19 protein-coding genes are annotated in these 18558 nt (G+C 57.2%); 12 read left to right on the top strand and 7 right to left on the bottom strand.

Annotated features, from left to right (window positions below; translation table 11 throughout):
- Positions 1-2 precede the first annotated feature (2 nt).
- From BWI76_RS27700 to BWI76_RS27720, 5 genes are all read left to right on the top strand, one after another.
- Complete coding sequence (locus tag BWI76_RS27700) at positions 3-1367, top strand: efflux transporter outer membrane subunit (protein ID WP_024359678.1); 1365 nt, start codon at positions 3-5, stop codon at positions 1365-1367.
- A 50-nt stretch (positions 1368-1417) separates the two neighbouring features.
- Positions 1418-2584, top strand: a complete 1167-nt coding sequence (locus BWI76_RS27705) for a multidrug effflux MFS transporter (RefSeq protein ID WP_004133139.1) — start codon at positions 1418-1420, stop codon at positions 2582-2584.
- 161 nt (positions 2585-2745) lie between these two features.
- A complete protein-coding gene (murQ, locus tag BWI76_RS27710) occupies positions 2746-3648 on the top strand; it encodes an N-acetylmuramic acid 6-phosphate etherase (protein ID WP_004133138.1) in 903 nt (300 codons plus the stop codon).
- 24 nt (positions 3649-3672) lie between these two features.
- Entirely contained in the window at positions 3673-5106 is a 1434-nt protein-coding gene (gene murP / locus BWI76_RS27715) for a PTS N-acetylmuramic acid transporter subunit IIBC (RefSeq protein ID WP_049090423.1), read from the top strand.
- A 249-nt stretch (positions 5107-5355) separates the two neighbouring features.
- Positions 5356-6258 carry an EamA family transporter gene (locus BWI76_RS27720; protein WP_004133132.1) on the top strand — a complete coding sequence of 301 codons (903 nt, stop codon included), beginning with the start codon at positions 5356-5358 and terminating at the stop codon, positions 6256-6258.
- A gap of 3 nt (positions 6259-6261) precedes the next feature.
- On the opposite strand, the gene BWI76_RS27725 is transcribed toward BWI76_RS27720, so the two are convergent.
- Both BWI76_RS27725 and BWI76_RS27730 read right to left on the bottom strand, forming a co-directional pair.
- A complete protein-coding gene (locus tag BWI76_RS27725; RefSeq protein WP_004133131.1) occupies positions 6262-6519 on the bottom strand; it encodes a hypothetical protein in 258 nt (85 codons plus the stop codon).
- Positions 6519-7472 (bottom strand): Rpn family recombination-promoting nuclease/putative transposase, encoded by a 954-nt coding sequence (locus BWI76_RS27730; RefSeq protein WP_004133129.1) that lies wholly within the window; start codon positions 7470-7472, stop codon positions 6519-6521. Before BWI76_RS27730 ends, BWI76_RS27725 begins: the two co-directional genes overlap by 1 nt.
- A 209-nt stretch (positions 7473-7681) precedes the next feature.
- Here BWI76_RS27730 and BWI76_RS27735 point away from each other — a divergent pair, with 209 nt between their 5' ends.
- The gene (locus BWI76_RS27735) at positions 7682-7975 is read left to right on the top strand and encodes a YicS family protein (RefSeq protein ID WP_024359674.1); all 294 of its coding nucleotides are present in this window, start codon (positions 7682-7684) and stop codon (positions 7973-7975) included.
- A gap of 20 nt (positions 7976-7995) precedes the next feature.
- On the opposite strand, the gene BWI76_RS27740 is transcribed toward BWI76_RS27735, so the two are convergent.
- Positions 7996-8937 carry a LacI family DNA-binding transcriptional regulator gene (locus tag BWI76_RS27740; RefSeq protein WP_004133125.1) on the bottom strand — a complete coding sequence of 314 codons (942 nt, stop codon included), beginning with the start codon at positions 8935-8937 and terminating at the stop codon, positions 7996-7998.
- 294 nt (positions 8938-9231) lie between these two features.
- On the opposite strand from BWI76_RS27740, the gene BWI76_RS27745 reads away from it, so the two are divergent.
- From BWI76_RS27745 to BWI76_RS27760, 4 genes are all read left to right on the top strand, one after another.
- On the top strand, positions 9232-9543 hold the full coding sequence (locus BWI76_RS27745) for a PTS sugar transporter subunit IIB (RefSeq protein WP_004133123.1): 312 nt from the start codon (positions 9232-9234) through the stop codon (positions 9541-9543).
- A gap of 11 nt (positions 9544-9554) precedes the next feature.
- Positions 9555-10880, top strand: a complete 1326-nt coding sequence (locus BWI76_RS27750) for a PTS sugar transporter subunit IIC (protein WP_004133122.1) — start codon at positions 9555-9557, stop codon at positions 10878-10880.
- Positions 10881-10987: 107 nt separating this feature from the next.
- Entirely contained in the window at positions 10988-11290 is a 303-nt protein-coding gene (locus BWI76_RS27755; RefSeq protein WP_004855598.1) for a PTS lactose/cellobiose transporter subunit IIA, read from the top strand.
- Positions 11291-11392: 102 nt separating this feature from the next.
- Complete coding sequence (locus tag BWI76_RS27760; protein WP_064371530.1) at positions 11393-12772, top strand: carbohydrate porin; 1380 nt, start codon at positions 11393-11395, stop codon at positions 12770-12772.
- Between the two features lie 118 nt (positions 12773-12890).
- Here the strand turns inward: BWI76_RS27760 and nepI are convergent, their stop codons facing one another.
- On the bottom strand, positions 12891-14072 hold the full coding sequence (gene nepI / locus BWI76_RS27765; RefSeq protein WP_004133116.1) for a purine ribonucleoside efflux pump NepI: 1182 nt from the start codon (positions 14070-14072) through the stop codon (positions 12891-12893).
- Between the two features lie 212 nt (positions 14073-14284).
- On the opposite strand from nepI, the gene BWI76_RS27770 reads away from it, so the two are divergent.
- The gene (locus BWI76_RS27770; protein WP_004133114.1) at positions 14285-14644 is read left to right on the top strand and encodes a type II toxin-antitoxin system RelE/ParE family toxin; all 360 of its coding nucleotides are present in this window, start codon (positions 14285-14287) and stop codon (positions 14642-14644) included.
- Positions 14628-14951, top strand: coding sequence for a helix-turn-helix domain-containing protein (locus BWI76_RS27775; RefSeq protein ID WP_049132010.1), 324 nt, complete (start codon positions 14628-14630; stop codon positions 14949-14951). Before BWI76_RS27770 ends, BWI76_RS27775 begins: the two co-directional genes overlap by 17 nt.
- 84 nt (positions 14952-15035) lie before the next feature.
- On the opposite strand, the gene BWI76_RS27780 is transcribed toward BWI76_RS27775, so the two are convergent.
- From BWI76_RS27780 to BWI76_RS27790, 3 genes are all read right to left on the bottom strand, one after another.
- Positions 15036-15488: a DUF1198 domain-containing protein gene (locus BWI76_RS27780; protein ID WP_024360563.1), complete on the bottom strand. Its 453-nt coding sequence runs from the start codon at positions 15486-15488 to the stop codon at positions 15036-15038.
- Positions 15489-15699: 211 nt separating this feature from the next.
- Complete coding sequence (uhpT, locus tag BWI76_RS27785; RefSeq protein WP_004126843.1) at positions 15700-17091, bottom strand: hexose-6-phosphate:phosphate antiporter; 1392 nt, start codon at positions 17089-17091, stop codon at positions 15700-15702.
- A 145-nt stretch (positions 17092-17236) separates the two neighbouring features.
- Positions 17237-18556, bottom strand: coding sequence for an MFS transporter (locus BWI76_RS27790; protein WP_004133107.1), 1320 nt, complete (start codon positions 18554-18556; stop codon positions 17237-17239).
- Positions 18557-18558 lie beyond the last annotated feature (2 nt).

Genomic DNA, 18558 nt, shown 5'->3' on the forward strand with positions numbered 1-18558 from the left:
TTATGTTTCGTTTTACCTTAGTTTTTGTTGCGCTCCTGACGGCGGGCTGCGTCTCTCTCGACCCGAACTATGAGCGTCCGGCCGCGCCGGTCCCGGCGACCCTGCCGGGCAGCCACGGCGAGGCAACCGCGGTGGTCAGCGACTGGCAGCAGGTGGTGAATGACGCCCGCCTCAAAAAAGTGGTGAGTATCGCGTTGACCAGCAACCGCGACGTGCAGAAAGCGCTGGCCGATATCGAAGCCGCGCGCGCCCAGTTTGGTGAAACCCGCGCGTCGCTGTTTCCGACCCTCGACGCCGAGCTGAGCCATACCCGCAGTAAAACGGTGGCCAGCGGCCTGTCGTCGTCAGCGGAAGCCGACGGCGCGGTCTCCAGCTTCGAACTGGATCTGTTTGGCAAGAACCAAAGCCTGACGCGCGCCGCGCGGGAAACCTGGCTTGCCAGCGAATTCACCGCCCAGAATACGCGTCTGACGATGATCGCCGATCTGACCACCGCGTGGATAACCCTCGCCGCGGATAACAGCAATCTGGCGCTGGCGCAGGAAACCATGGCCAGCGCCGAGAACTCGCGCCGCATCGTCACCCGCCAGATGGAAGTCGGCACCGCCTCGGCTGGCGACCTGAGCGATGCCGAAAGCGTGTACCAGCAGGCGCGCGCCAGCGTCGCCAGCTACCGCACGCTGGTGGCGCAGGATAAAAACGCGCTCAACCTGCTGGCCGGGGAAACCGTGCCGGATAGCCTGCTGCCCGGCACGCTGGAAAGCCTTGGCGATCGCAGTATCACCCTGGTGCCGGCGGGCGTCTCTTCATCGGTACTGCTGCGCCGCCCGGATATCCAGGAAGCGGAGCATAACCTGAAGAGCGCTAACGCCGATATCGGCGCGGCGCGGGCCAACTTCTTCCCGTCCATCTCGCTGACCGCCAGCGCCGGGGTCGGCAGCGACTCGCTCTCGTCGCTGTTCAGCCACGGCATGCAGGTATGGTCATTCGCGCCGTCCATCAGCCTGCCGCTGTTTACCGGCGGCAGCAACCTGGCGCAGCTGCGCTACGCTGAAGCGGAGAAAAAGGGGCTGATCGCCACCTATGAGAAGACGATTCAGAGCGCTTTCAAAGATGTCGCCGACGCGCTGGCGCGGCGGGAAACGCTCAGCGAACAGCTGGACGCGCAGAATAAATACGTCGCGGCGGAGCAGAAATCGCTGAATATCGCGCTGAAGAGCTATCAGGCCGGGGTCGGAGATTATCTGTCGGTGCTGACCGCCCAGCGAACGCTGTGGTCGGCGCAGGCCACGCTGATCTCCCTCCAGCAAACGGACCTGGAAAACCGCATCACCCTCTGGCAGTCGCTGGGAGGCGGCGCCAGCTAACACCTTTACCGGGCGACAGCGCCCGGTTTGATGACAAGGAGCCCGCTTGTATGCCCCGAATCTCCCTTTCCTGGGTTGTGGTTCTCGGTTTGCTCAGCGCCATTGGGCCGCTGTGTACCGACTTCTATCTCCCCGCGCTGCCGGAAATTACCCAGCAGCTTAGCGCTACCGGCACGCAGACCCAGCTCTCTCTGACCGCGGCGCTGATCGGCCTCGGCCTTGGGCAGCTGTTTTTCGGCCCGCTGAGCGACCGTATTGGTCGTAAAAAGCCGCTGGCGCTCTCCCTGCTGCTGTTTATTTTCTCCTCAGCGATGTGCGCGATAACCTACGATATCCATATGCTGATCGCCTGGCGCTTTCTGCAGGGCTTCGCCGGCGCGGGCGGCTCGGTGCTGTCGCGATCCATCGCCCGCGACCGCTATCAGGGCACCCTGCTGACCCAGTTTTTCGCCCTGCTGATGACCGTAAACGGCATCGCGCCGGTGCTTTCGCCGGTACTTGGCGGCTGGATCATCACCGCCTTCGACTGGCGTATTCTGTTCTGGGCGATGGCGGCGATTGGCGTGGTGTTACTGCTGCTCAGCCTGACGGTGCTGCACGAAACGCTGCCGGAAAAAAGCGCCGCATCGGTTGCGCAGCGGCAGGATGAGACGCCGGTGCTGAAAAATCGCCGCTTTATGCGCTACTGCCTGATTCAGGCCTTTATGATGGCCGGGCTGTTCTCCTATATCGGCTCATCTTCGTTTGTTATTCAGAGCGAATATGCCATGAGCGCGATGCAGTTCAGCCTGCTGTTCGGCCTGAACGGTATTGGGCTGATTATCGCGGCGCTGATCTTTTCCCGCCTGGCGCGCCGCTTCAGCGCCGAATCTCTGCTGCGCGGCGGTCAATTGCTGGCGGTGGCGTTTGCCGCCATCACCCTGCTCTTCGCCTGGCTACCGCAGCCGACGCTGGCGCTGGTCGGCCTGTTTTTTACCGTTTCCATGATGAGCGGCATCAGTACCGTTGCCGGCTCGGAAGCGATGAACGCCATTCACGCCCGCCAGTCCGGCACCGCTTCCGCCCTGATGGGCACGCTGATGTTTGTGTTCGGCGGGATTGCCGCGCCGCTGGCCGGACTCGGCGGCGAAACGATGCTCAAAATGAGCCTGGCGATGACCCTTTGCTATCTGGCCGCGCTGCTGATTGGCCTGAAAAAACCACGTTCCGTCGCATAACCTCCCCTGGCGGTAATAAAATATTCCAATTTTATTACCGCCATATTTCCCGCCAACGCTGAAATCTCCTATTATCTCTTCAACACCAATCGTGATAGTCTTCACATGAAAGGAATAATTAATTCCTTATACTGCCCGCCACTGTGAATAAAGAGGTTCTTATGAGTATCGACCTGAGCAAACTGCTGACCGAGCGCCGCAACGCCAATAGCGCCAACATTGATACCCTCTCCACCGAAGAGATGCTGACGGTGATTAACCAGGAAGACCAGCAGGTGGCTCACGCCATCACCCCCTATCTGGCGCAAATTGCCCAGGTCGTGGATAAGGTCGCAGCGGCGCTGCAGGCGGGCGGGCGACTGATTTATATCGGCGCGGGGACCTCCGGTCGTCTGGGGATCCTTGACGCCAGCGAGTGTCCGCCGACCTTCGGCACTCGCCCCGAACAGGTGGTGGGCATCATCGCGGGCGGCCATAAAGCGATTCTGAGCGCCGTAGAGAACGTTGAAGACAACAAAGCGCAAGGGGCGATGGATCTGCAGAATATTAATTTTAGCAGCCGCGATGTGCTGGTCGGGCTCGCGGCCAGCGGACGCACGCCGTACGTCATCGGCGCCATGGAGTATGCCTACAGCCAGAACGCTTTCGTCGCCATCGTCAGCTGCAACCCGCACGGGGAAATGGCCCAGCTGGCGGACGTCGCCATTACGCCGGTGGTCGGCCCGGAAGTCGTTACCGGCTCAACGCGGCTCAAGGCAGGCACCGCGCAGAAGCTGGTGCTGAATATGATCTCCACCGGGGCGATGATCCGCATTGGCAAGGTCTACAGCAACCTGATGGTGGATGTGGAAGCGACCAACGCCAAGCTTATCGAGCGCCAGGTGTCCATCGTCATGGAAGCGACCGAATGCGATCGCGCAACCGCCCAGAGCGCGCTGGAGGCCTGCGGTCGCCACTGCAAAACGGCGATTGTGATGGTGCTGGCTGATTTAAGCGCCCCGGATGCCCAGGCGCTGTTGGCAAAAAATAACGGCTATATCCGCAAGGCGCTGAGCCACTCCTGACCGCTGACCAACAGGTAATCTGCAATGGCAAAAATAAATAAAGAGATGATAGCGCGGATCCTTCAACACGTTGGCGGCGCCGGTAACGTCGCGCAGGCGGGCAACTGTATGACCCGGCTGCGCCTGACTCTGCGCGATGAATCACGGGCCGATAGCGCCGCCATCCGTCAGATTGAGGGCGTGATGGGGGTTATCGTCAGCGATGAGCAGTTCCAGGTCGTGCTTGGCCCCGGCAAGGCGCAAACCGCGGCGGAAATGATGAATGCGTTACTGGAAGACGCTCCGGCGGAGACGCCGTCGCTGGCCGATGTCGCCGCCGAGAAGAAGCAGGCGCTGAAGAGCAAGCAAACCAGCGGCATCCAAAAATTCCTCGCTAAATTCGCCACCATTTTCACCCCGCTGATCCCCGGTTTTATCGCCGTCGGCCTGCTGTTAGGATTCGCGACCCTGGCGGAGCAGATATTTGTCCTCGAAAACGCGCATCCGAACGCGACGATGGTGGCGCTGATCGGCTACATGAAGGTATTCAGCAAGGGGATGTTTACCTTCCTGAGCATCCTGATCGGCTATAACGCCCAGAAAGCCTTCGGCGGCTCCGGGGTCAACGGGGCCATCATCGCTGCGCTGTTTGTCCTCGGCTACAACCCGGAGGCCACCAGCGGCTTCTATTCCGGGATTTCGACCTTCTTCGGCCACGGTATCGACCCACGCGGCAATATTATCGGCGTGCTTATCGCCTCGATTATCGGCGCGTGGGTGGAAAGACAGGTGCGCCGCATCATGCCTGCCAACCTCGATATGATCCTCACCTCGGCGGTGACGCTGCTGATCATGGGCGCAATCACTTTTACCGTCATTATGCCGATCGGCGGCTGGCTGTTTACCGGAATGTCATGGCTATTCCTGCACCTTAACGGCAACCCGTTCGGCTCTGCGGTGCTGGCTGGCCTGTTCCTGCTGGCGGTGATGTTCGGCGTCCATCAGGGCTTCGTGCCGGTCTATTTCGCGCTGGTGGATGCGCAGGGGTTTAACTCGCTGTTCCCGATTCTGGCGATGGCCGGGGCCGGACAGGTCGGCGCGGCGCTGGCGCTTTTCTGGCGGGCGAAGCACGGCTCTCTGCTGCGTACGCAAATTAAAGGGGCGATTATTCCCGGCTTCCTCGGCATCGGCGAACCGCTGATTTATGGCGTGACGCTGCCGCGCATGAAGCCGTTTATCACCGCCTGCCTCGGCGGCGCCTGCGGCGGTTTCTTCCTCGGGCTTGTCGCCTGGATGGGGCTACCGGTCGGCCTGAATACGGTATTTGGCCCGTCCGGGCTAGTGGCGCTGCCGCTGATGACCTCCAACAGCGGGATCTACGCCGGAATGGCGGTGTATGCCGCCGGGCTGGCGGTCTCTTATCTGTGCGGCTTCGCCCTGACCTGGCTGTTCGGCAGTAAAAACGTTGATTTGAGCTAGAGCGCGCATCTGACGCACGGCGGTGAACGTGAGTTTATCCGCCGCATGGCGGGAGGTACTGACGCCCCATGCTGAATATTTTTTGCGCGTGGCGTCGCGTTTCTGTCGGCCCGGTCAGGCGCCAGCCGCCACCGGGCAACATCGGCGAGGGTACATCTGATAAAGGATCCGGCTACCATTTCCTGCCCCGCTTCCCGCGCGTGCTCATGCTATGATGCTGCTTTCGCACTATTTTCACCTGAGGGAAAGATGGGCTCCAGCAAAAAAGGGATGCTGAACGTACTGATCGCCGCTGTGCTGTGGGGCAGTTCCGGCGTCTGCGCGCAATATATTATGCAGCAAAGCCAGATGTCATCGCCGTTTCTGACCATGACGCGCCTGTTGTTCGCCGGCCTGATCCTTCTGATGCTCTCGTTCTTTCACGGCGATAAGATTTTCCGCGTCCTGCTAAACCGCAAAGACGCCGTCAGTCTGCTGATCTTTTCGCTGTTCGGCGCGCTCACCGTGCAATACACCTTCCTGATGACTATCGAGCAATCCAACGCCGCCACCGCGACGGTGCTGCAGTTCCTGTCGCCGACGATTATCGTCGCCTGGTTTGCCATCGCCCGCAAAACGCGCCCCAGCCCGCTGGTGCTCGCGGCCATCGCCACCTCTCTGGCGGGCACTTTCCTGCTGGTCACCCACGGTAACCCGACGACGCTGTCGATTTCCCCCACGGCGCTGTTCTGGGGGATTGCTTCGGCGTTTGCCGCTGCTTTTTATACGACTTACCCTTCGACGCTGATTGCCCGCTACGGCACGCTGCCGATTGTCGGCTGGAGCATGCTGCTCGGCGGCGCGATGCTGCTGCCGTTCTATGCCGGACAGGGCAACCATTTTGTGGTGACCGGCGGCCTGCTGCTGGCCTTTTTCTACCTGGTGGTAATCGGCACCTCGCTGACCTTTAGCCTCTACCTGAACGGCGCGCAGAAAATTGGCGGCGCGAAGGCGGGGATCCTCAGCTGCGCGGAGCCGTTGAGTAGCGCTCTGCTCTCTCTGCTGCTGCTCGGCATCACCTTTACCCTCCCGGACTGGCTGGGCACGCTGCTGATTCTCTCGTCGGTGGTGCTGATCGCCCTGGATTCGCGGCGGCGGGTTAAAACGGCCTGACGATTATCGGGCAGGAGATGCTGCGACCTGCGTTTGCAGCATCTTCAGGTCGTCATCCGACAGCTCACAAACCACCTGCACCAGCTCGCGCTCAAATCCCTGTTCCAGACATGAACGAGCAATACGCAACGCCTCTTCTCGTTTCCCTTCCTGAAATCCTTCATAAAACCCCAGGTAAAATTCCAACAGGTATTCCAGTAAATACTCTTGTTGTAACTCCTGTGGTATCTCTTCCAGCGGTAGCCTCTCTACAATCGTCATTAATTTTCCCCCATCTTGAGGGATGCATCCTGGAATGCATTCAGATCGTCATCCGAGAGCCCAATAGTCATCCGTACCAGCTCGCGCTCAAACCCCTGCTCCAGAAGTGAACGGGCAATACGCAACGCTTCTTCTTCTCTACCCTCTTGTTTACCTTCTAACTTGCCCTCCAACTTGCCTTCTTGTCTCCCTTCCTGCCGTAGCCTTTCCGCAATCGTCATGAGTACCTCCTTATGTTGAGGAACGCGCCGCTCGACCTCGTGAAGAAATTCACCAAAATGAGGCGCATCGCCGCACTGCAGCATGTAATTAAACAGCGCTTTCAACTGGCTGTCATTAGCGCAACCTTTAACCAACAGCTCGGCTAATCGCTCCACCAGGCCAAGTAAATCGCGCTGGCGGATATGCTTTTGAATCAGCTCCAGCAACGCCACGCGCCGGTGCTGCATAATGTCGTCATCCGGCACCACCGTAATATCCACCAGCGGGAAAGCGGCGGCATAGATCCGCCGCGCGGCCTCCGTATCGGCAAACTCTTCCAGCCAGCACAGCGAGAAAGGATAGGGGCTTTTCGCGCCGTGATAGAACAGCATCGGCACCACCAGCGGCAGCGTTTTGTGCCCGGCGTCCAGATGACGCTGCATCGCCGCCAGCGCGTAGCGCATCAGCCTGAATGCCATGTGCGCATCCGGCGTGCTCTGATGTTCAATCACCACGTAGATATAGCCGTCACCGTCGCTGGTTTTCAGCGACCACAGTACGTCGGAGTAGCTGGCGCGCAAATCGGCCTCAATGAAGCTGCCGGACTCCAGCTTAAGCGTTTGCAGGTCGCACAGCTGGCGCAGCGAAGCGGGAAGATGAATCTCGATAAAATCCCTTGCGCACTCGGGATGCGATAAAAACTGTTTAAAAACCGCATCGTGCGGCGTCGAGGTCGTTCCTTTTTTCGTCATGGTCCGCCATCCCTGAAACGCGATAGCTGGAATATATCCATCACCGCGACGCCGGGCATCTGCGCATCAACGGCTTTGCTTGCCGCTACGGAAGATAAATTTCAGCGACTGAAACAGATACATTCCTGCGGAAAGCAACACGCAAAATGTTGATTCAGGAATGCGTCTATAGTTAGAGGAACGCTTTAATAAAAATAAGGATATCCGTGATGAAGAGAATGAAAATTGCGCTTTCGCTGGCCGTCTGTCTGGTGCTCCCCAGCGTGGCGACAGCCGCACCGCTCTCCGGGCTGAAGTTTGAACAGCAAAAGCAGCAGATAGTGAAGGATGTGAGGAAAAACTGCCCTAAAAGCAGCGCGCTGGACGATACGCAGTTTGCTAACCGCGTACTGGAATCAGCGGAAAATAAGACTGCCGTACAAAGCGCGACGCGGGCGCTGGATAAAAACAACAGCGCCGCTTACCAGAAGGCCATTAGCGCCATAGCTTGCCCCATGCCCTAGCGCCGGTTGCAGGGTCGCCATCAACGGTTCGGAATGATCAAATCCCCGCGCAGCGGGCTGCTGCCGAGTATTTGCGTCTTCTCGGTCAGCCAGTTGACGATCTGGCTGGCCATCGCGTCCATTGAATATTCTATCGCCGGAATGGTCGGAATACCGGGCAGCTGTAACGAGCCCGCAAGGCTGAACACCATAACTTTTTCCGGCACCGCGCGATTAAACGCCTGAAGCTGCGGCACCACCAGCTGCGCCTGCTGCTCGTTGGCCACCAATAACGCATTAAAATTCAGGGTGGTTGTGTTGTTTACCAGCTCCTGCACCGCCACGGACGGCGAATGGCTGTCGAGAAAAACCAGGTTGCGATTGAACGGCAGAAAATTCTTTTCCAGCGCGTGCTTATAGCCCAGCAAAACCTGGTCAGCAAAGCCGCTGGCCTGGGGATGGATCAGCGCAATCTGGCGCCGCCCCTGGCTTATCAGATAGTTGCAGGCCGTTTCCGCCGCGAAGGCATGGTCAAACTGAATGCTATTCGTTCCGTCGCTTTCCAGGCAGTCAATCAGTACTACGTCGGGCCGGTCGATATTGAGCGGAAACCGTGCGCCGATGATTAATACATTATCGCAAAGGCCGCAGGTCAACTCATCCAGCGAATGCAGCACTCTGCTGCGGCTGTTGGCAAAACGCAGCAGCAGATGCTTCTGGTGCTGGCTAAGCTGTTTCTCCAGCGCGTAGAGATAGCTGGTGGTTTGATTAATGTTGTCCTGGGCGCAAATGACGCCGATGCAGCCGGTAGTCTGACTCAGCAAAGATTGCGCTATCATATTCGGCCGGTAGTTAAGCTCTTCCGCCGCCTGCAGTACCGCCTGTCGGCTGGCTTCCTTTACGCCGCGCGAACCGCTCAACACCCGAGAGACTGTGGCTTTCGACACCCCAGCTAACCGTGATACATCGTTGATTGTAGACATTATTTTCCCCTGACAGGGTCAATCCGATCCCTGTAAATCCTTAAACCTGAATCGCTTCAATAATAACCAGCGGCAGTATATCCGTTTCCCTTTTTATTTGGAAACCGATTTTCCATTTCATGGAAAATCGCAGCAAAAACCAGGAAAATTTGTGAGCCAAATCTAATTAACAGCCCCTTTGACTGACAGATCTTGATGGTTATCACAGTTCTGTTTTTTATAAATGGAAACCGGTTTCCGTCTGATATCAAATCATCCACGCAATAACTTTTTACATTTTGAGGACGAACGTCGATGTACAAGATTATGCTGTGCTGCTCTGCCGGAATGTCCACCAGCCTGCTGGTCAGAAAGATGGTTGATGCCGCGAAGGAACGTAATCTGCCGGTGCAGATTGACGCCTATGGAGTTTCCGAATTTGACATGCAGTTTCCGCAATACCAGGTGGTGCTTCTTGGGCCACAGGTGAAATACATGCTGAAAAACTTATCTGAGAAAGCCGCTCCCCTGAATATTCCGGTCCAGCCGATTAACACCATGGATTACGGAATGCAGCGGGGAGATAACGTCCTGGATTATGCCCTGTCGCTGATTGCAGCGCATTAAGAGGTGTGCAAATGAGTTCTCTGTATCAGTCCATGATTGCCGTGATCGAGCAATCAATTACCCCGCTGGCAGGACGCCTTGGGCAGCAGAAATACGTTATCGCGATTCGCGATGGCTTCACTGCCGCATTGCCGTTTATGATCATCGGCTCATTCATGCTGGTATTTATCTTTCCACCTTTCTCCCCGGATACCACGAATGGTTTCGCCCGCGGCTGGCTGGATTTCTCCCAGCAGTACCGTGAACAGCTGATGCTGCCGTTTAACCTCAGCATGGGCGTAATGACGTTTTTTATTTCGGTGGGAATCGGCGCCAGCCTGGGACGTCAGTTCCAACTCGACCCGGTGATGTCCGGTCTGCTGGCGTTCATGGCCTTCTTACTGGTTGCCGCGCCGTACGCCGATGGCAAAATCTCCACCCAGTACCTCTCCGGTCAGGGCATTTTTACCGCCTTGATCACCGCCATCTACTCCACCCGCGTTTACGCCTGGTTAAAGCAGAACAATATTACGATTCGCCTGCCAAAAGAGGTGCCGACCGGCGTTGCCCGCTCGTTTGAAATTCTTATCCCGGTACTGGTGGTGATCGCGACCCTGCATCCGCTGAATCTGTTTATCGAAGCGCAGACCGGTATGATCCTGCCGCAGGCGATTATGCACCTGCTGGAGCCCCTGGTTTCCGCCTCTGACTCCCTGCCGGCGATTCTGCTTTCCGTCCTGATGTGCCAGATTTTCTGGTTCGCCGGGATCCACGGTTCGCTGATCGTGACCGGCATTATGAACCCCTTCTGGATGGCCAACCTGTCGGCAAACCAGGCCGCGCTGGCGGCCGGTGCGGCACTGCCGCATGTCTATCTGCAAGGTTTCTGGGATCACTATCTGCTGATAGGCGGCGTCGGTTCCACGCTTCCGCTGGCGTTCCTGCTGCTGCGTAGCCGCGTAACCCATCTGCGTACCATCGGTAAAATGGGCATTGTGCCAAGCTTCTTTAATATCAACGAACCGATCCTGTTCGGCGCGCCGATTATCATGAACCCGATGATGTTTATCCCGTTCGTCTTTGTCCCGATGATCAACGCCGTTCTGGCTTATGGCGCGACGCGTCTCGGCTGGCTCAGCCAGGTGGTTTCGCTGACGCCGTGGACAACGCCGGCGCCTATCGGCGCATCGTGGGCCGCAAACTGGACGTTAAGCCCGGTGGTCATGTGCCTGATTTGTATGGTGATGTCGGCGCTAATCTATCTGCCATTCCTGCGCGCCTATGAACGTTCCTTAATGAAAACTGAAGTTGAAAAAGCAAAAGCCGCGGTTCCGGTTGCCGAAACGGTCAGCCAATAATGAAGCAATATATTTAATATTATCTTTTAGATGACGGCATAAATAATGCGGAAAAGGGATTTTGCTGCATTATTTAAATAATAAAGTTAATGACCTCAGGATCTATCATGATTGAATTAGAAGATGCGGTAATGGAAATTATCGTTAACGCGGGACAGTCACGCTCATTGTGTTTTGAAGCACTCCATTGCGCCCGTAACGGTAATATAGATGAAGCGCGCTTACTACTGAATGAAGCCGATGGTTACGCCCGTCGGGCGCATCAGATGCAGACCCGGCTTATCGAGCAGGATGCCGGCGAAGCGCGCCAGCCGATGACGTTAATTATGGTCCATGCTCAGGATCACTTAATGAACTCACTGCTCGCCCGTGAATTTTCGGAAGAGTTAATTCATTTATACCAGCGTTAATTTATATCAATATTTAACAACTGTATCCGGAATAAATACACCAGCTTATCCTGGCGGGATGGCTATTATCTGAATATATGAATTATTAAAAGCGAGATAATTATGAAAACTGTAAAAATGCTGCCATTAGCAATGGCGGTCGTCGCCGCGCTGTGCCCAATTTCCGTATTCGCGCAAGAATTTACGCAGGAACAGATCGACGCCATTGTGGCGAAGGCCGTCGATAAAGCCCTCGCCGAGCGCCAGGCGAAAATCGACGCTGCCGCCGATAAAAAAGTGGATGTTATTACTAACCCGCAGACCACCGCCGCCTCGCCGGATATGGCGATCCCCTTCGGCCTCAAGTTCAGCGGCTACGCCCGCTACGGCGCGCAGTTCCAGACCGGCGATCAGAAGTTTGTCGGCGTGGATGGCTCCTATAACGGCGCCTCGGCGATCGGTCGTTTAGGCAACGAAGGCAACGGCGGCGAATTCCAGATAACCAAAGCCTTCAAGAGCAGTAAAGGCGCTATCTGGGATATCAACGTCATGTTTGACCACTGGAGCGATGAAGTTAACCTGAAAAAAGCCTACGTCGGCGTCACCAACGTGCTGGAATCTAACCCCAACGCTTATATCTGGGCCGGCCGCGACTTCCATCAGCGTCCGCAGCAGGGGATCAACGACTACTTCTGGATGAACCACGATGGCCAGGGCGCCGGGGTGAAAAACTTTGATATCGGCGGCGTGCAGTTTGACGTGGCGGGGGTGTCGCAGGTGGAGTCCTGTAGCCCGGAAGTGATGGCCGATGAGGCCAACCCGTCGCGCATCACCTGTACCGGCGGCTCCGGTACCGGCGATAACGGCCACTACGCCCTGACCACCAAAACCCACAACATCAAGGCCGGGCCGATCGACGTTGAGGTATACGCCAACTACGGCTTCGATTCGAAAGCGGTGGACAGCGACGAGCGTCTCGACGCCTGGCAGGGCGGGCTGGTGCTGAGCCACACCAACGACAGCGGCGTCAATAAAGTGATCCTGCGCTACTCCGATAACTCGGATAACAGCGTCTACAACAAAACCGATGACCTGACCGCTATCTACGCCAGCTTTGAAGGTCTGCATAAATTTACCCGGCAGGCGCAGATCGAATATCTGCTGGCCTTCCACGACTATGACAACGGCAAGGACAACACCGACAACCGTAAAAACTACGGCGCCATCGTCCGCCCGATGTACTTCTGGAACGACGTTCACTCCACCTGGCTGGAAGCGGGCTACCAGCGCGTCGACTACGACCAGGGCAGCGATAACCACGGCTGGAAGCTGACGCTGTCGCAGAACATCGCCATCGGAATGGGGCCGGAGTTCCGCCCGATGCTGCGTTTCTACGTGACCGGCGGCCAGGTGGATAACAAGCGCACCGCGAAGGTCAACGGCACCAAAGACGAACAGTTGGATTCGCTGAACGTCGGCGGCATGTTTGAAGCGTGGTTCTAAGAGTGAAACCATCCCGGGTCGCGGTGTAAGAGCCAGACCCGGGTGCGCATTCCCGAAGGTGGCGCTGCGCGCCTGTCCGGGCAACCCGACCGCAGACTGCGGTGAACCCGTAGCCCCATTACACCCGCACTTTCGTCGCCACCAGCAGGCCGGTAATCAGCATCAACGTACCGGAGAGGACCAGCGGCGAGAGCAAACCGAGGTGATCCAGCGCCACGCCGCCAACCGCTGCGCCGCAGGTGTTAGCCAGCTGGATCACCGCCACCTGAATCGACCCGGCTTTTTCCGCCTGATCGGACAGGGAGCGGGTAATCCACGTTGACCAGCCAACCGGCACCAGCGCGAAGGCAAAGCCCCAGATCACCGCCACCGTCGACGCCACGATTTTACTCTCCCCCCACAGCACCAGCACCGCGGCGCTGATAGCCAGCACTACCGGGGCAATCGCCAGCGCCGCTTTCACCGAGCGCTTGAGCAGCATTGAGGAGAGCGAGGTGCCGACAAAGCTGGCGATGCCGAAGCTGAGCAGCACCAGCGTCAGACCGTCGACGTCAAAGCCCGCCAGGGTCATATACACCGGGCGGATATAGGTAAAGAAGGCAAACTGGCCGGCGAAGGCCATAAAGATGGCGCACATCCCGGCCATCACGCCGGGCCGCTTCAGCAGGCCGAACATATTTTGCTGCGCCGAGGTCGACTCGCCCGGTAGAGAAGGCAGCGCCTTCAGCACCCAAATCGTACAGACCACGCCCATGACCGCCGCGCCGTTAAAGACGTTACGCCAGCCGATAATACCGCCAAGGAAACTGCCCAGCGGCGCGGCGATCACCAGCGCTATCGATACCGCGCCGAAAATAACCGATAGCGCTTTGGGCACCACGCGCATCGGCACCAGCCGCATGGTGAGCGACGCCGACATCGCCCAAAAGCCGCCCAGCGCCAGACCAAGGCAGGCGCGGCCCAGCAGCAATAACGAAAAGCTGTTGGCAAACGAGACCAACAGGCAGGAAAGGGTCAGCAGGACGGAAAACAGAATCACCACGTAGCGGCGATCGGTATTGCGGATGATCGAGGTGATAAACAGGCTGGCGAACATCGCCACGAACGCCGTGGTGGTAACCGACTGCCCGGCAACGCCTTCGGAGATGCCTAAATCCTGCGCCATCGGCGTGAGCAGGCTGACCGGCAGGAACTCAACGGTAATCAGGCAGGCAACGCAGAAGGCCACCGCAAAAACCGCCGACCAGTTGGGTCGCGCCGCCTGATTAGCCTGCGGCGCAGAGGCATTCGAAGGAGTCATAAGTTACCTGCATGGTTGAATACGGAGGAGCCGCGCAGTGTAACATTTAAAATGTGACGAATTTAACGTTTTGACAACTTTTCAGGCTTTGCAAAGTACCTGCGTAGCTGCTCGCATAACCGGAAAATCACGTTTTTAGGTATTCCGTAACAGTAAGAGGAAGAAATAACATAGCACTTGGTGCTATATTTATGGTTACAGGATGTCAGCCAATGCGTATTTTTAAAACAAAATGGTTTACCAGGGAAGCCCGGGCTCATGCGATTGATGACGACGAACTTTGCAAAGCGATTGAAGCCACTCTCCAGGGAAAAGTAGATAACCTTGGTGGCGGCGTTTACAAAAAACGCCTCAATAAAAATCGCGATCGCGCAATCATCCTGGCAAAGGGTTCTGAGCATTGGTTTTACACATTTTTATACGCCAAACAGGATATCGCCAATATCGATAACCGAGAACTCGCGGCGTTCCGTGAGTTAGCCAGGCATTATTCCCTTCTCAGCGAGGAGAAAATGGCGGCATTGGTTAAGAGAAAAGAATTGGTGGAGATTTGTCATGACTGCAAAAACTAAATTCAAAAGCCCCGCCTTTGAAGCTATCCATAGCGCTGCCGCAGGTTTATACAGTGTTGATGCGATCGCGCAGGAGACGATGCGCAGCTTTGATGAAACATGCATCAGCCGCGTAAGCGATTTCCAACCTGGTGAAATTAAGGCTCTACGTGACCAACTCAACGTCAGTCAGCCGGTTTTTGCCCGCTATCTGAACACCAGCGTGTCCACGGTCCAAAAATGGGAAAGCGGGGCAAAACGCCCCGGTGGGCTGGCATTGAAATTACTCAATATCGTGCAAAAACATGGGTTAAAAGTACTGGCATGATGCCACTTTGAGGTGATGACTTTTGCACAGTTGGCCTCGTCAGCGTGACGTTTAACGAAGCCAACAGTACACCGGGAAGTGATATCAGTGCAGCCAGTGGACGCCATCCTCCGGCAAAAACAGCGCGTTATAGCGCTCCTGCAAAGCGTGCAGCTCGCTCACTTCCGGCTCCAGCTCGCGAAGGAAACCTTGCGCGAGGCGGATTTGCGCTTCGGTAATCGGCGCCCCGAGGCGGGACTTTTTCATCAACCGGTACCAGTAGTGCAGGTTCTGCTCGCTGCCATCGACGATAGCGACCTGCCAGATCAGCAACACCTGCGCGGCATTTTGCAAATGCGCCTCATTAGGCCGTTCCAGGTAGCGTAAATACTCGTTACCGGCGGTTTTTCCTAGCTGATCGATCATCGATTCCAGCGGTACCGGCGTAATGCCTAATCGTTCGCTCAGACGGCGAATCGCACGGCGTGAATCAGAGGTAAGCACCCGAAATCCCACAACAAATACCACTATCAGCGTGGCCAGTCCTAACCAGATCATGCATCCTCTCACTCAATCGCAGCCCCACTATCATAATGGGAAATTGCCCGCTGTCGACTGTCGGAGATACCAGAATGTGACTTATCGCGGCCCCCTGGCGCGTTCATGAAATCACCGATCCCACCCGGGGAGCGGCTGCATCAAACCGCCCGGCAAGAAGAATAAAAAAGCCCGGCGCAGAGGCCGGGCAAAGTGACTCACACCCAATGACTCAGGCAGTCTGCAAAGTTTGTGTCTTTTTCTGGCGGCGGATTTTACGTTCTTCAAACACCGCAACGATGGCCATCAGACAGATGCAGCCAATTGCCGCCGCATCCAGCGCCGCAAAGGTGCCCGCCCAGCCGGTGAGGCCGAAAATCGGCGTACCGTCGGCAATCATCCCGAGTCCCAGCTTGGCGAAGCTATCGCCGATCAGATAGGCGAAGGTGCCCTTGATCCCGTCGGCAGCGCCAATCGCCTTTTTCGGCACGAAGCCTACCGCGGCGACGCCGATCAGCAGCTGCGGGCCAAACACCAGGAAACCCAGCGCAAACAGCGATGCGAGATAAACGTATTGATTGCTGGCATGCTGATAAACACCCAGCGTGGCGATAATCAGCGCCAGCGCAACGCAGGCCACCAGCGCGCGGCGACCGTTTGCCAGATCCGACAGCCAGCCCCACAGCAGCGTGCCGACCAGCGCGCCCACTTCAAACAGGGTAAAGCCCTGAATCGCCACCTCTTTGGAGAGCTTCAGCTCCTGGAAAGCGTAAACGGTGGACCACTGGTCGATACCGATGCGCACCACGTACAGGAAGATGTTGGAGAAGCACAGCAGCCAGATGACTTTATTCTTCAGCACATATTCGACGAAGATCTGCCATTTGGTCATGGCGTTCTCTTCCGTCTCTTTATCCTCTTCGCTGATCTCTTCGCCAAACAGCTCTTCGGCGTTACCGAGGCCGTAGGATTCCGGGGAGTCGCTACCAAAACGCAGGCCGATAAAACCGACGATTAACGCAATAATCGACGGGAAGATAAACATGCCAATCACGTGGCCGTCGAACAGGTAGTTGGCGCCAAACAGCGCCACGCCCGCCGCGCCGGCGCCGCCGAGGTTGTGGGAGATATTCCAGAAGCCGAGGAAGGTGCCGCGCTTACGGCGAGGCGTCCACTTGGTAATGGTCGAATAGCTGCACGAGCCGCCGGTGCTCTGGAAGAAGCCGCTCAGAGCGTAGAAGGCGATCATCAGGAACAGGCTGGTCGACCCCGCGCCCATGCTGGCGCTGAAGCCGAGCATACAGATGGCCGAGAGAATCAGCATAAACGGCAAGAACTGCTTAGTGTTCTTACCGTCTGCGTAGTAGGAGACCAGCGTTTTCCCCACACCATAGGTGATAGAAAAGCCGAGGCCGATCATCCCCAGCTGCGTCATGCTCAACCCGTAGGTGGAGATCATGTCGTTCTGCGCGATATTAAAGTTTTTGCGGATCAGGTACATGGTCAGATAGCCGATGAAAACCACCAGATACGACTGCATGAACGGTTTGAACCACATTTTGCGCCGCGCTTCGAGCGGCAGGTCCAGGGTTGGCTTGCGCACCTGGTTTAAGAAGGCCAGCATGATTGGGTGACTCCTGAGCTGATTTAATACCTGCGAATGGCAGGCATTGTAAAAATCAGCCGGGAGACTCGCCTGAGACAGCGTCCAGGCGAAACCGGGAAAATTTCTTAGTTTTACGCCATTCGGCGAAGAAAGGTGAAGTCGGTCACGCTTCTCGCGGCGCCTGGGCGTTTAAAAACGGCAGCAGCAGCAGGGCGGAAATACCGGCGGCAATGGCGATGACCACGAAAAATCCGCTCCAGTGCCAGATCTCCATCACCTGCGCCAGCGGCCAGCCGGAGAGCGATGCGCCAAGATAGGCAAACAGGCCAACAAAGCCGGTTGCCGCCCCCGCCGCCTCTTTGTGCGAGCACTCCGCCGCCGCCATGCCGATCAGCATCTGTGGGCCAAAAACGAAAAAGCCGGCGGTAAAGAAGCAGGCCGCCTGCATCACGTAGCTGGCGAACGGCATCAGCCACAGTCCGCCAACTGACAACAAAATCCCGGCGGCGAAAATCAGGTTCATCGGCCCGCGGTTGCCGTTGAAGAGTTTATCCGAGCCCCAGCCCGCCACCAGCGCGCCGATAAAACCGCCCACTTCGAACATGGTGACCGCCGAATTCGCCGTCACCAGATCGACGCCGAGCGTTTCCGACATATACAGGTTGCCCCAGTCGTTAATCGCCGCGCGCACCACGTATACCAGTACGTAGCACAGCGAGAGCAGCCAGATATAGGGATTCAGCAGCACGTATTTGGTGAGGATCTCTTTGCGGGTCAGGCCAGCGCCCTCCTGCTGCTGGGCAATCTCCAGCTCATCATGCCGCCAGTCGCCCACTGCGGGCAGCCCGACCGCCTGCGGCCGGTCGCGCAGCCGCCAGCAGAGAAACAGCCCGGCGAGGATCGCCAGCGTCCCGGCAATCATCATCCCCGTTCGCCAGCCGTAGTGCAGCGCCGCCGCGCCAACCACCATTGGGATCAGCGCCCCGCCGACGTTATGCGCCGTGTTCCATAGCGCCCACCAGCCGCCGCGCTCGGTACGCGAATACCAGGCCGTCAGCAGGCGGGCGCATACCGGCGAGCCCCAGCCCTGGAAGAAGGCGTTCAGCGCCCACAGCAGCGCGAAGGCCCACAGGGAAGTGGAAAAACCAAACAGAATATTCACTACGCCGGTAGCGACCAGGCCGATGCCCATAAAATAGCGGGCGTTAGAGCGATCGCTGACGATACCGGAGAAAAATTTCGATAGCCCATAGGTGATGTAGAACAGCGTCGCCAGCAGACCGATATCGCTGCGGGTCAAAACGTTGCTGGCGAGGATTTCCGGCACCGCCGCGTTAAAGCTTTTGCGGGTGAAGTAAAACAGCGCATAGCCCAGCCAGATGGTCAGCAGAATATGCCGACGCCAGTAGCGGTAGCGCTCGTCCAGCGCCTGTTTGTCGGTAATCGGCGGAGCATCGGGCGGGGATTTTAAAAAGGCAAACATTA

The organism is Klebsiella sp. M5al, assembly GCF_002090195.1.
Lineage (GTDB): Bacteria > Pseudomonadota > Gammaproteobacteria > Enterobacterales > Enterobacteriaceae > Klebsiella > Klebsiella grimontii.

What these genes read in the sequence shown, in the direction of transcription:
- BWI76_RS27745 (WP_004133123.1), top strand. Translation starts at nt 9,232, where the DNA reads ATGTACAAGATTATGCTGTGCTGCTCTGCCGGAATGTCCACCAGCCTG.
- nepI (WP_004133116.1), bottom strand. Translation starts at nt 14,072, where the DNA reads ATGACTCCTTCGAATGCCTCTGCGCCGCAGGCTAATCAGGCGGCGCGA.
- BWI76_RS27775 (WP_049132010.1), top strand. Translation starts at nt 14,628, where the DNA reads ATGACTGCAAAAACTAAATTCAAAAGCCCCGCCTTTGAAGCTATCCAT.
- BWI76_RS27705 (WP_004133139.1), top strand. Translation starts at nt 1,418, where the DNA reads ATGCCCCGAATCTCCCTTTCCTGGGTTGTGGTTCTCGGTTTGCTCAGC.
- BWI76_RS27750 (WP_004133122.1), top strand. Translation starts at nt 9,555, where the DNA reads ATGAGTTCTCTGTATCAGTCCATGATTGCCGTGATCGAGCAATCAATT.
- BWI76_RS27790 (WP_004133107.1), bottom strand. Translation starts at nt 18,556, where the DNA reads ATGTTTGCCTTTTTAAAATCCCCGCCCGATGCTCCGCCGATTACCGAC.
- BWI76_RS27730 (WP_004133129.1), bottom strand. Translation starts at nt 7,472, where the DNA reads ATGACGAAAAAAGGAACGACCTCGACGCCGCACGATGCGGTTTTTAAA.
- BWI76_RS27760 (WP_064371530.1), top strand. Translation starts at nt 11,393, where the DNA reads ATGAAAACTGTAAAAATGCTGCCATTAGCAATGGCGGTCGTCGCCGCG.
- BWI76_RS27720 (WP_004133132.1), top strand. Translation starts at nt 5,356, where the DNA reads ATGGGCTCCAGCAAAAAAGGGATGCTGAACGTACTGATCGCCGCTGTG.
- BWI76_RS27700 (WP_024359678.1), top strand. Translation starts at nt 3, where the DNA reads ATGTTTCGTTTTACCTTAGTTTTTGTTGCGCTCCTGACGGCGGGCTGC.
- BWI76_RS27740 (WP_004133125.1), bottom strand. Translation starts at nt 8,937, where the DNA reads ATGTCTACAATCAACGATGTATCACGGTTAGCTGGGGTGTCGAAAGCC.
- murP (WP_049090423.1), top strand. Translation starts at nt 3,673, where the DNA reads ATGGCAAAAATAAATAAAGAGATGATAGCGCGGATCCTTCAACACGTT.
- murQ (WP_004133138.1), top strand. Translation starts at nt 2,746, where the DNA reads ATGAGTATCGACCTGAGCAAACTGCTGACCGAGCGCCGCAACGCCAAT.
- BWI76_RS27735 (WP_024359674.1), top strand. Translation starts at nt 7,682, where the DNA reads ATGAAGAGAATGAAAATTGCGCTTTCGCTGGCCGTCTGTCTGGTGCTC.
- BWI76_RS27780 (WP_024360563.1), bottom strand. Translation starts at nt 15,488, where the DNA reads ATGATCTGGTTAGGACTGGCCACGCTGATAGTGGTATTTGTTGTGGGA.
- uhpT (WP_004126843.1), bottom strand. Translation starts at nt 17,091, where the DNA reads ATGCTGGCCTTCTTAAACCAGGTGCGCAAGCCAACCCTGGACCTGCCG.
- BWI76_RS27770 (WP_004133114.1), top strand. Translation starts at nt 14,285, where the DNA reads ATGCGTATTTTTAAAACAAAATGGTTTACCAGGGAAGCCCGGGCTCAT.
- BWI76_RS27755 (WP_004855598.1), top strand. Translation starts at nt 10,988, where the DNA reads ATGATTGAATTAGAAGATGCGGTAATGGAAATTATCGTTAACGCGGGA.
- BWI76_RS27725 (WP_004133131.1), bottom strand. Translation starts at nt 6,519, where the DNA reads ATGACGATTGTAGAGAGGCTACCGCTGGAAGAGATACCACAGGAGTTA.